This window comes from Pseudomonas sp. S2_E01 (genome assembly GCF_054668365.1).
Genome location: NZ_CP162762.1, coordinates 4,354,145 through 4,365,625, shown reverse-complemented (window position 1 = coordinate 4,365,625; position 11,481 = coordinate 4,354,145). Strand labels below are relative to the sequence as shown.

The 11,481-nt window shown below is 60.6% G+C and carries 10 protein-coding genes and 2 tRNA genes; 3 read left to right on the top strand and 9 right to left on the bottom strand.

Going from position 1 to position 11,481, the window contains the following annotated elements:
- Positions 1–37: 37 nt before the first annotated feature.
- Both AB4O36_RS20290 and AB4O36_RS20285 read left to right on the top strand, forming a co-directional pair.
- The gene (locus AB4O36_RS20290; protein WP_460140113.1) at positions 38–328 is read left to right on the top strand and encodes a type II toxin-antitoxin system Phd/YefM family antitoxin; all 291 of its coding nucleotides are present in this window, start codon (positions 38–40) and stop codon (positions 326–328) included.
- An 11-nt stretch (positions 329–339) separates the two neighbouring features.
- Positions 340–627 carry a type II toxin-antitoxin system RelE family toxin gene (locus AB4O36_RS20285; protein ID WP_460140112.1) on the top strand — a complete coding sequence of 96 codons (288 nt, stop codon included), beginning with the start codon at positions 340–342 and terminating at the stop codon, positions 625–627.
- Positions 628–653: 26 nt separating this feature from the next.
- Here AB4O36_RS20285 and AB4O36_RS20280 read toward each other — a convergent pair whose 3' ends face one another.
- From AB4O36_RS20280 to AB4O36_RS20260, 5 genes are all read right to left on the bottom strand, one after another.
- A complete protein-coding gene (locus AB4O36_RS20280; RefSeq protein WP_460117448.1) occupies positions 654–1,943 on the bottom strand; it encodes a virulence factor family protein in 1,290 nt (429 codons plus the stop codon).
- The gene (gene mprF / locus AB4O36_RS20275) at positions 1,943–4,585 is read right to left on the bottom strand and encodes a bifunctional lysylphosphatidylglycerol flippase/synthetase MprF (protein WP_460117446.1); all 2,643 of its coding nucleotides are present in this window, start codon (positions 4,583–4,585) and stop codon (positions 1,943–1,945) included. The genes AB4O36_RS20280 and mprF overlap by 1 nt, the downstream gene beginning before the upstream one ends.
- Entirely contained in the window at positions 4,566–4,826 is a 261-nt protein-coding gene (locus tag AB4O36_RS20270) for a hypothetical protein (RefSeq protein WP_460117444.1), read from the bottom strand. Before AB4O36_RS20270 ends, mprF begins: the two co-directional genes overlap by 20 nt.
- Before the next feature lie 35 nt (positions 4,827–4,861).
- Positions 4,862–4,938 (bottom strand) — tRNA-Met (locus AB4O36_RS20265).
- 194 nt (positions 4,939–5,132) lie between these two features.
- Positions 5,133–5,209: transfer RNA gene (locus AB4O36_RS20260), tRNA-Met, on the bottom strand.
- 301 nt (positions 5,210–5,510) lie between these two features.
- Here AB4O36_RS20260 and dinB point away from each other — a divergent pair.
- On the top strand, positions 5,511–6,572 hold the full coding sequence (gene dinB, locus AB4O36_RS20255; RefSeq protein WP_460117442.1) for a DNA polymerase IV: 1,062 nt from the start codon (positions 5,511–5,513) through the stop codon (positions 6,570–6,572).
- 100 nt (positions 6,573–6,672) lie between these two features.
- Here the strand turns inward: dinB and AB4O36_RS20250 are convergent, their stop codons facing one another.
- The 4 genes from AB4O36_RS20250 to AB4O36_RS20235 form a co-directional block, all read right to left on the bottom strand.
- A complete protein-coding gene (locus AB4O36_RS20250; protein ID WP_460117440.1) occupies positions 6,673–7,626 on the bottom strand; it encodes a hypothetical protein in 954 nt (317 codons plus the stop codon).
- A 17-nt stretch (positions 7,627–7,643) separates the two neighbouring features.
- Positions 7,644–9,359 carry a proline--tRNA ligase gene (locus AB4O36_RS20245; RefSeq protein ID WP_460117438.1) on the bottom strand — a complete coding sequence of 572 codons (1,716 nt, stop codon included), beginning with the start codon at positions 9,357–9,359 and terminating at the stop codon, positions 7,644–7,646.
- Positions 9,360–9,502: 143 nt separating this feature from the next.
- Entirely contained in the window at positions 9,503–11,062 is a 1,560-nt protein-coding gene (locus tag AB4O36_RS20240; protein ID WP_460117436.1) for an AmpG family muropeptide MFS transporter, read from the bottom strand.
- A gap of 42 nt (positions 11,063–11,104) precedes the next feature.
- Positions 11,105–11,458 carry an MGMT family protein gene (locus AB4O36_RS20235; RefSeq protein WP_460117434.1) on the bottom strand — a complete coding sequence of 118 codons (354 nt, stop codon included), beginning with the start codon at positions 11,456–11,458 and terminating at the stop codon, positions 11,105–11,107.
- Positions 11,459–11,481 lie beyond the last annotated feature (23 nt).

The window sequence follows — 11,481 nt, the reverse complement described above, 5'->3', positions numbered from 1 at the left end:
TGTGCGTGGAAATTCGCGTAAGCAAAGAGAGGCAAACATGACGGCATTACTAGAGCGCGCGGACCAGGCCATATCGGTCACTGCGATGGTCAGGGGGTTCAGCGCAAGGCTCAAGGACATCTCCAGCCGCGCCACTGAGCGCCTGGTGATTTTCAAGGACAACCAACCAGCGGCGGTCATCATCAACGTCGATGCCTATCAGGAAATGCTCGACGAACTTGAAGACCTTCGGATTGAGGCCGCTGCGAGGGAACGGCTCAGCGGTTTTGACCCAGCCAAGGCAGTAAGCCATGACGCGATGCGGGCACGGTACGCCAAGAAGGACTAAAGGAGCTGTGGATGGTTTGGGGTGTTATCTATCACCCGGAAGTCCGGAAGGATCTGGATTCATTGGGGGCGGTCGCGGCGAATCGTATTCTTGATGTCATCGAAGAGCGAATTATCCACGGTGAGCCGGACAAGAGCGGCAAGCCGTTGAGGGCCAGTCTTGCAGGTTGCAGACGCATCAGGACGGGCGATACGCGGATCGTCTATCGCGTAGATGGCATGGCGATCCAGGTGCTGATCGTTGCGGTTGGGGCACGGCGGGATGAAGAGGTTTACGGCCTGGCGGTAAGGCGTCTGTAGGAGCGAGCATGCTCGCTCCTACAGGATTACTCTTCGGCCACCTTGGTCTGGCGCTTCTCGATCACGTCGACGAGGCGTTGGGCCAGTTTCGGGTAGTTTTCGTCGAAGTGGTGGCCTCCAGGCAGTTTGATCGCTTCGCCCACGGCGGTTTTGTCGGTGCAGCCGCTTTCGTCGGTTTCTTCTTCGCCGTAGATGCACACCACTTTTTCAGCCGGCAGCTTGGCCATTTCCGGGCCGGTGGCGGCTTCTTTACCAGCGTTGCCGAGCCAGCCTTCGACTTCGATTTCGAAGCTGCCGGTGCGGGCGAAGGCCAGCAGGATGATTGCATCGACGCGCTGCTGCTCCGACTCCGGCAGGCGGTTGTAGATGGCGGGCAGGACGTCGGCGCCGAAGGAGTAGCCAGTCAGGATGAAGCGCTTGGTGCCCCATTTCTGCCGGTAGTGCTGCATCAGTTCGGTCAAGTCCAGGGCGCTTTGCTCCGGGCTCTTGTGCTGCCAGTAGTAGCGCAGGGTGTCGATGCCGACCACCGGATAGCCGATCTTGGCCATTTCGCCGGCCACGTCGCGGTCCAGGTCGCGCCAGCCGCCGTCGCCGGAAAGGAACAGGGTGACGGTGTCTTTCGCCTGGCCGGCCGGTACTTCGACCACTGGGATCTGCAGGCCGCCGGCTTCCTTGTCGCCGCCAACGAGGATTTTGCGCAGTTCGTTGTTCAGCACTTGCGGCAGGTTGATGTCGTAGTCGCTGATGCTGGTTTCTGCGTTCGGTTGATCGCGCACGAAGCCCGCGCTCGCGTCGTCCGGGTTGTCGTTCCACGCCACCAGCCAGTGGCCGTGGGAGGCACTTTTCGGCAGCAGGTGCGTGCAGCCGGGTTTTTCCAGCGCCAGATCAACGGAAACGGCCTGGGCCTTGTCGTCTTTCTGTTCCGACAACCAGCGCCAGGCCAGCACGGCGCCGGGGCCAATGCCGCTGACCAGGGTCGCTGGGCCCTTGAGCTCGCGCAGGCCCGTTTGCAGGGCGCGGCTTTGCAGCAGGCATTCCTTGGGCAGGATCACCTGGACGATCTGCGCCGAGCCGCTGCGGCTGAGCGTGGTCAGTTGCTTGTCGTTGAGTTTCTGTTCTTCGGTCACCGCCACCAGCACTTGTGCGCGGGGCGTGTTGCCGGGGATGACGCGGGTCAGGACGGTCCCGTCGGCCGCAGTCAGTTGTTCGAGGGTCGGTTCTGGCGCCGGGCGTTTGAGGTACCAGTATCCGCCACCGAGGATCAGGGCCAGCACGATCAGCGTGCCCAAAACGTAGCGCAAGGAGCGTTGAATCATCAGCGTTTCACCAATCCAGTCAAGCCGCCCGCAATCAGGGCGGCAGTGTCGGCCAAGGCTACCAGCGGATCGAGTCCGGCGGGTACGGCCATATAACGGGGTTCCCAGTCAGGCTGGAACTTGTCTTTGAAGCGGCGCAAGCCTTGGAAATTGTAGAGCTGCTCACCACGGCGGAAGACCATCGAGCCCAGGCGCTGGGTCAGCGGTGCACCGCGACGGGGTTGCAGCCCCGACAGGGGAACCATGCCCAGGCTGAAACGCGCGTATCCGTGACTCTTATAATGTTGGATCAGGCCGACCATCATGAACTCCATGGTCAGCTTGGGGGCGTCGGGGTGGGCACGCATCAGGTCGAGGCTGGCCAAGTCATGGCCGTAGGTCTCGAGCAGGTTGGCGAATGCCACCGGGCGCCCTTCGAAGCGAATCACCGCGACGCGGAAATATTTGAGGTAGTCATCGCTGAAACGACCGAGGGAGAACCCTTTCTCGCGCACGTTCTTGCCGGTCAGCCAGGCATCGGAAATCACCTTGAGCTCATCCATCGGCGCCTGGCCCGGTTCGAAGATTTCCAACGACAGGCCGTCGCGTGTGCCTCGGTTCCAGGTGTAGCGCAGGTCCTTCATCTCCTTGCCCTTGGCTTCGAGATCGAAGCGCTGCAGATCGACCCGGGCTTCTTCACCGAGCTTAATCGCGGTCAGGCCGATGTCCATGTAGTACGGCAGGTTCTCCGCACGCACCTGATAGAACACTGGACGAGCGTGGTGCAGGTCGCACAGGTCGCGGAACTGCCAGATCATTTCCGCCCGTTGCTGGGTCGGGCCGATCGGGTCGTACAGGGCCACCAGGCTGCGCCCGCGACGGGCATACATCAGGAACGCCTCGTCGTTGGGGTGGAACAGCAACGCCTTGTCACCGGTCAGCGCCAGTCCGCCGTCCGGTTGGGCCGAGGCCATGAGGATTTTGTGTGCACGTTCCAGTTCTTCAGACGTCGGCAGGTGGATGATCGGGCGCGCGGTGCGCAGTAGCCAGGTCAGGGAAACGATCATCAACAGCACAGCGGCGCCAAGCAGCGATCGCAGGCCACGGGGGGCGTCGGCGTCGAGGGTGAACTGCCACCACAGTTGATGGCTGTAGGGCACGTCCTGGTAGGCGAACAGCAGCAGCCAGATCGAAGCGCCGAGCACGCACAGACTTGCCACCAGAAACAGCGGTGAAAACGGCAATTCGGTCAAGCGACTGGGGCGATAGAAGGAGCGGCGAAATACACCGAGCAGTGCGGCCGTCAGGGTCATCAGGCTGGCTTCTTCCCAGTCAAAGCCCTTGAGCAGCGACAGCACCGCACCCACCAGCAACAGAATGGTGGTCAGCATCCACGCGGCGGACAGACGCCGCCGCAGGCCTTGGGCGAGCAACAGGCATAGCACCCCAACCAGGCTGGCACCGAAGTGCGAAACATCGACCAGTCTGTGCGGGATCAGAAAACCGATGTGTTCCAGGCGCGTGTCGATTTCCGGGGTCACGCCGGAGAAGAGGAGCACCACGCCAGACAGAAATACCAGCACCGCGAGGATGGGGGCCGCCAGGCCGGACGCTGCGCGCAAGGACTGGCGGGTCTGGAACAGGCGCTGACCTTCGTTGATCAACAGCAGAAGGCTCGCCACCAGCAATGGCAACACCACGTAGATCAGGCGATAGAGCAGCAGGGCGGCGGCCAGCGGCGCGGCGCCGAGTTTGTCGGCGAACGCGGCCAGCAGGATAGCCTCAAACACGCCAACGCCGCCGGGGACGTGACTGAGTACCCCGGCAGCGAGTGCCAGCAGATACACCAGCAGGAACGCACCGAAAGGCGGCGCCTCCGGCAGTAACAGATAGAGCACCGTCGCGGCGGCGGCCACGTCGAGCGCGGTAATGACCAGTTGCAGGAAGGTCAGGCGACGGCCGGGCAAGCGCAACGTACGGCGGCCGATCTTGACCAGCAGGCTGTCCCTGAAAGGTTGCTCGGCAAGGCGACGGCGATAAACTCCAATGGCCAGTACGCAGAAGAGCAGCAGAACCGCGAGGGCAACCGAACCGAGCAGAGTCTGGGACAGACCCAGGGCCGTGGAAGCACCTGACAGGTTGCTCAATGTGGCCAACGCTGCCAGCGGTGGTAACGCGCAGCCGAGAGAAAGACTGGCAAACAGCGTCATGCGCGCGACATCTGCCGCGCCCAGGCCATGACGCGCGTACAACCGATAGCGGACCGAGCCGCCGGAGAGCATCGACAGGCCGATGGCGTTGCCGATGGCGAAGGCCGTGAAGCCGCCCAGCGCAAGGATGCGTGGTGCCAGCGTCACACCGGCATATCGGCTGGCCGACCATTCGTAACCCAGCAGAATCACGAAGCCCACCGCAGTCGCCGCGAATGCACCCAGTAAAGCAGGTTTGGGGATATCGAGAATCGAATCGTGCAGAGCGTACAGATCGAGTTCGCTCAGCAGGTGGCGACAGGCAATCAGCGCGATCGCGAACAACAGCAAGGTGATCGCCAGGCCGATCGGCTGACGATACTTGCTGACCAGATCAAGCAGGCGCAAACGCTCGGCCTTGATAGGTTGTGTCGCGGTGACGGGGTCTTGTGGATCAGACGAGTTGGCGCGCATCAATCACCTCTTGGATTGTGCGCGACAGGATGGGGGTATCCAGCCAAGTAACCAATCCCTGTAGAAAAAAATAATCACAAATTTTAACGCTTCTCACCGCTGTTCGGCGATGGCGTGTCATCTGGCTTACACGTTGGACCTGCACATCAGGATAGCCTGATCCCAGCAGGGCGTTATCGGTGAGCGCATCATAGAAGAATGACAGGTCATTGTTGCGAAAGGACTTTTTCAACAGACACAAAAAAGGCCACTCTTTCGAGTGGCCTTTCTTGATGTTGGTTGCGGGAGCCGGATTTGAACCGACGACCTTCGGGTTATGAGCCCGACGAGCTACCAGGCTGCTCCATCCCGCGTCTGTGAGGCGGCATTCTATAGAAGAACGACAGGGTGTCAACCGTTAATATGCCGCTGAGTCAAATAAGTGCTGAAAAGCGGCAAACGGTCGCAGGGCTGGCTTAAGTTTCGGAATCAGAACGATTTATCGTGTAGGGCAGAAAACAGGCGCGCACAAAAAAGGCCATTCTTTCGAATGACCTTTTTTGATGTTTGGTTGCGGGAGCCGGATTTGAACCGACGACCTTCGGGTTATGAGCCCGACGAGCTACCAGGCTGCTCCATCCCGCGTCTGTGAGGCGGCATTCTACAGAGGAACGCGGGTGTGTCAACCCTCAAGCAATAAAAAACCCGTTTTGGTTCAATTGGTTAGCTTGGCTGGTAAACGGTGTTAAGGGCGCAGGGGCCGCAGGAGCAAGGGTTTCAGCTCTATTGGTGGCGATCTTTTGATTGAAAAAATAAATTCATCTGCGAATTTTCCCACCGATCAGAAAGAACATTCAGACTACTGGTGCTATATACAGTTGTCGGTGAGATACTGCCAACCCGTGAGGCCTTGTCTTCTTTTCTCCGCCATGAACACTGCTTTTCCATGACTCAGCGAAAAATCATCCACGTCGATTGTGACTGCTTCTACGCCGCCATCGAGATGCGTGACGATCCGCGCCTGGCCGGCAAACCCCTGGCGGTGGGTGGCTCGGCGGATCGGCGCGGGGTGATTGCCACTTGCAACTATGAGGCCCGGGCCTATGGCGTGCGCTCGGCCATGTCGTCCGGACATGCGCTGAAGCTTTGTCCAGACCTGACGATCGTCAAGCCCCGTATGGACGCCTACCGGGAAGCGTCGAAGGAAATTCACACGATCTTTCGCGATTACACCGATCTGATCGAACCGCTTTCCCTGGATGAGGCTTATCTGGACGTGTCCGACAGCGCCCACTTCAATGGCAGTGCCACGCGTATCGCCCAGGACATTCGTCGACGGGTTTCCAACCAGTTGCACATCACGGTCTCGGCGGGCGTTGCGCCCAACAAGTTTTTGGCCAAGATTGCCAGCGACTGGAAGAAACCCAATGGCTTGTTCGTCATCACACCCGATCAGGTCGATGACTTTGTCAGTGGATTGCCCGTCAGCAAGTTGCACGGCGTCGGTAAAGTGACCGCCGAAAAACTGAGCCGCCTGGGTATTGTCGATTGTTCTCAACTGCGCGAATGGGACAAGTTGGCCCTGGTGCGCGAATTCGGCAGTTTTGGCGAGCGACTGTGGAGCCTTGCCCGAGGGATTGATGAGCGGTTGGTACACAACGACAGTCGGCGTCAGTCGATCAGCGTCGAAAACACCTACGACACGGACTTGCCGGATCTTAAGAGCTGCCTGGCCAAATTGCCCGAATTGATGGAAACACTGGCCGGACGCATGGCGCGGATCGACAGCAGCTATCGACCGGGCAAGCCGTTCGTCAAAGTGAAGTTTCATGACTTCACTCAGACCACCATGGAACAGGCCGGGGCAGGGCGGGACCTGGGCAGTTTTCAGCTGTTGCTGACCCAGGCATTCAATCGCGGTGGCAAGCCCGTGCGGTTGTTGGGGATTGGAGTGCGGCTGGAGGATTTGCGGGGCGGTTTTGAGCAGATGGAGTTGTTTGAACGGTAGACTTGCGGTGCTCTTCGGGGCCTGATCGCGGGCAAGCCCGCTCCTACAGGTTTCACCGATCTCCTGTAGGAGCGGGCTTGCCCGCGATGTTTTTTAGGGGTTAGTTAACCCCAGGATCCGCCACCAACCGCCCACCATCCCTGGCCAGTGACTTCATGAACTCGGTCTGCAATTCGGGATCGTTGCGCGTCAGTTCAATCAGGCTCTGCTCCAGCTCGCTGGCTTCTTCTTCCAGGCCCAGCTCCGACAGGCGCTTGACCCGGTGCACCCACTGGCTCACTTCACCGTCTTCGAGGTCGTCGTAAATCAGCCCGTGGGCTTCCAGCAGCTTGCCGCGCAGCGAACTGCTGACAGCCAGAGACGAGTCGGTGTGGACGTCGTCCTGGCTGTCTTCGACGCTGATCAGCAAGCGCGTCAGGTGATTGATGTCGCGCTCGGCGAACGGGCTGTCCAGCAGGTTCAGGCGCAATACGCCGTTCTTGTCGGTACTGAGCTCGAACGTTTCCTTGCCCGCCTTGACCTCAACGGGGCGCTCGCTCCACGGCAGGCTCGAGTACTCGGTGCGCTTGTCGCGCTGGACTTCGTCGATGCCGGCGAGGTTCTGCTGCGCCCGGCCATGGGACGGCGCATTCATGAACGGGTTGAGCCCGGCGATGCCGTAGCTGAACCAGTCCTTGGTAACACTATCAGGCAGGTTGCCGAGGGCGAACACGTTGACCACGTTCGCGCCGACGCCGGCCACCACAGCCACCGCGCCCAACGGAATCTCGTAGACTTCCCGCCAGGGCTGGTAAGGCGTGTAGCGATCGTAACGCCGCGTCACTTCGAACTCGGTGACTTCGAAGGTCTTCTGCTCGTGGATCTTCACCCGGCGTTGCGGCAGCTCAAGCACCTTGGGCTCACCGACATCGATCTGCAGGCGGTGGTCGAGCAGTTTGCGCTCGACACGTTCCTCGTGCTCGCTGCGTTGCGACATGTGGTTGGCACAGCCGCTGACCAGCAGGGCGCCGCACAGGGCGGCGCCACCGAGGCCTAAGGTGTTTCGCTTGAACATGACGTCTCTATCTGGTTTCAGCGGCGGATACGGGCCTGAAGGAACGACAGCACGTCAGCGACCGGCAGCGCTTGCGGCTCGGCCTCGGTACGGCTCTTGTATTCCAGGTTGCCTTCGGCGAGACCGCGGTCACTGACCACGATCCGGTGAGGAATGCCGATCAGCTCCATGTCCGCGAACTTGATGCCCGGGCTGGTTTTTTTGTCGCGGTCGTCCAGCAGCACTTCGAAGCCGGCGGCGGTCAGTTGCGCGTACAACGTGTCGGTGGCTTCGCGAACCTGCTCTGTTTCGTAGCGCAGCGGTACCAGGGCGATCTGGAACGGCGCCAGGGCGTCGCTCCAGATGATCCCTTTGTCATCGTTGTTCTGCTCGATGGCGGCGGCGACCACGCGGGATACGCCGATGCCGTAGCAGCCCATTTCCAGGGTCACCGGCTTGCCGTTCTCGCCCAGCACTTCGCACTTCATCGCCTGGCTGTACTTGTTGCCCAGCTGGAAGATATGTCCGACTTCGATGCCGCGTTTGATTTCCAGGGTGCCCTTGCCGTCCGGGCTTGGGTCACCGCTGACCACGTTGCGCAGGTCGGCCACGGTCGGAACCGGCAGGTCGCGCTCCCAGTTCACGCCGAAGTAGTGCTTGTCGTCGATGTTCGCGCCAATACCGAAATCGCTCATCAACTCGACGGAGCGGTCGATGATGATCGGCAGTGGCAGGTTCAACGGGCCGAGCGAGCCGGCGCCGGCGCCAATGGCGTCACGCAGTTCGGCATCGCTGGCCATGACCAGCGGGCTGGCCACGCCTGGTTGGTTGGCGGCCTTGATTTCGTTGAGTTCGTGATCGCCGCGGATGATCAGCGCGATCAGCTTGCCTTCTTCTTCGGCGTGCACGATCAAGGTCTTGATGGTCTTTTCAATCGGCAGATTGAATTTTTCCACCAGTGCGGCAATGGTCTTGGTGTCCGGGGTGTCCACCAGACGCAGCTCTTCGGCTGGCGCTGGGCGGGATGTTTCCCGTGGCACGGCCTCGGCTTTTTCGATGTTCGCCGCGTAGTCGGAACCGTTGCTGAACACGATGTCGTCTTCACCGGACTCGGCCAGCACGTGGAACTCGTGGGAGCCGGCGCCGCCGATGGAACCGTTGTCCGCTTCAACCGGACGGAATTTCAGGCCCAGGCGCGTGAACACGTTGCAGTAGGCCTGGTGCATGCGGTCATAGGTGACCTGCAGCGACGCCAGGTCTGCGTGGAACGAATAGGCATCCTTCATGATGAATTCGCGGCCGCGCATCAAACCGAAGCGTGGACGGATTTCGTCACGGAATTTGGTCTGGATCTGATACAGGTTGATCGGCAGCTGCTTGTAGCTGCTCAACTCGTTGCGCATCAGGTCGGTGATCACTTCTTCGTGGGTCGGGCCGGCGCAAAAGTCACGACCGTGGCGATCCTTGAAGCGCAGCAGTTCGGGGCCGTATTCTTCCCAACGACCGGATTCCTGCCACAGCTCAGCCGGTTGGGTGCTCGGCATCAACACTTCCAGCGAGCCAGCGGCGTTCATTTCTTCGCGCACGATGGCCTCGACCTTGCGCATCACTCGCAAGCCCATCGGCAGCCAGGTGTACAGGCCGGAGGCGAGTTTGCGGATCATGCCAGCGCGCAGCATCAGCTGATGGCTGATCACGACCGCATCGGAAGGCGTTTCTTTCTGTGTGGCAAGCAAAAATTGACTGGTGCGCATGGTTGGCCGCTATCGATTGCTGATGACGAGAAATGACGGGGCATTGTACGGGCGTGTTCCGCTGACGTACAGGCGTACGGTCGCTGGCATGGCGGGCGGCCGGGAATCTGCGCGCCCGTTGCAATGCTTGTTGCGTATAAGCCTCAGGATTCTTCTGCGACTTGCGTGGGGGCGGGCTCGGGCGTAGGTGTCGGACCTTCGCGGCGGCTCTCCTGGAACCAGTGCAGGGCAATCAAAACCAGCGTCGGAACACCGAGCAGCGCGGTGATCAGGAAGAAATTGTGATAACCGAACTTTTCCACCATGACCCCTGAGTAACCACCGATCAGGCGCGGCAACAGCAACATGATAGAGCTGAGCAAGGCGTATTGAGTGGCGGAGAACTTGAGGTTGGTCAAGCTCGACAGGTAGGCGACGAATGCCGACGTCGCCAGGCCCGAGCTGAAATTGTCCAGGGAAATGGTCACGATCAGCATGTTCAGGTTGGCGCCCATGTCGGCGAGCATCAGAAACAGCAGGTTGGTCGCCGCTGACGCAGCGCCGCCGATGAACAGGATCGGCAGGATGCCGAATCGCACGATCAGCAGGCCGCCCATGCCGGCGCCGACGAGGGTCATGATCAGGCCGAAGATCTTGCTGACGCTGGCGATCTGATCCTTGGTGAAACCCTGGTCGATGTAGAAAACGTTGGCCATCACGCCCATGACCGTGTCCGACATCCGATACGTGGCGATCAGCCCGAGCAGCAGCAGCGCTTGCCAGCGGTAGCGCAGGATGAAGTCGTTGACCGGCGTCAGTACCGGCGCGAGGCCACGGCGTCCCATGGATGACAGGCACAGGGCGGTGAGCGTGACGTAGAGGATGGCACGCAGGAACGCGCGATCTTCGAGCAGCAGGTCGAGCACGCTGACACCGCCGAACAGCACACTGGCGAAGTCTGTGTTGTACAGCTGCGTAAAGGTTGCCGGCACGGAAACCAGCAGCACGATCAACACGAAGACCGAGGCCAGTTGATGCACGAAGCTGTAGCGCCCGGCCTGAAGTTGTGTGCGTAACGGCACCGGCGGCTCGCGCATGAACAGCGAGGTCAAAAGCGCCGGCACCATCAGTGCGCCAAACAGCAGGTAAGTGCCGGCCCATGCCGAGTGCTTGTAATTGAAGCCCGTGGAGCCAAAACCCTCGGCAAAGTACAGCGCACCGGCCGTAGCCAGCAGTGCCGCCACTCGATAACCGGACATGTAGCTGGCAGCGAGCGCAGCCTGGCGGCTGTCATCGGCGATTTCCAGGCGATAGGCGTCGACTGCAATGTCCTGCGTCGCCGAGGCAAAGGCCACGACTACTGCGATGGCGATCAACCAGGAGAGGTGTTTTTGTGGGTCGCAGAATCCCATGCCGATCAGGCCCAGGATCACCAGCGCTTGCGAGAGCACCAGCCACGAGCGTCGACGGCCGAGTTTGCCGAGCAGCGGCAGGCGCCATTGGTCGAGGAGCGGCGACCAGACCCATTTGAAGGCGTAGGCCAGGCCAATCAGGCTTGCATAGCCGATGGTTTCGCGAGCCACACCGGCTTCACGCAACCAGACCGACAGCGTCGAAAACACCAGCATGTAAGGCAGGCCGGCGGCGAAACCAAGCAACAGCAGCACAAGTGTCGAAGGGCTGGCATAGGCAGCAAGCGCGGCGCGCCAGGTTTTACGGGGCATGGGCTGAAGTCTGCCTCAAAATTCGGAAACAAAGCGCGCACTCTAACCGCTGTGCTCTACCGGGCGCCAGCCATGACGCTGAATATCAACACGATTATTCAGGACACTGATGCCTTCGTCGCGTAATCGTGCCCGCTGTTCATCACCTGAAGGGCTGCCCGCAGGAAGGCTGATCCGGCCGCCCGCGCCCATCACCCGGTGCCAGGGTAGCTTGGTGTCAGCGGGCAGTTGGCTCAAGGTCCGGCCGACCCAGCGCGCCGCGCGTCCCAGCCCTGCCAGCTCAGCAAGCTGACCATAACTCACCACTTTGCCCTTCGGGACTTGAGCCAGAGTCAGATAGAGCGCCGTGCGTCGGATTTGCGCAGCGCTTTCGGTTTCGGCGGTGGGTTCGGCCACGTCGTGCTTCCTGAAAAAGATTC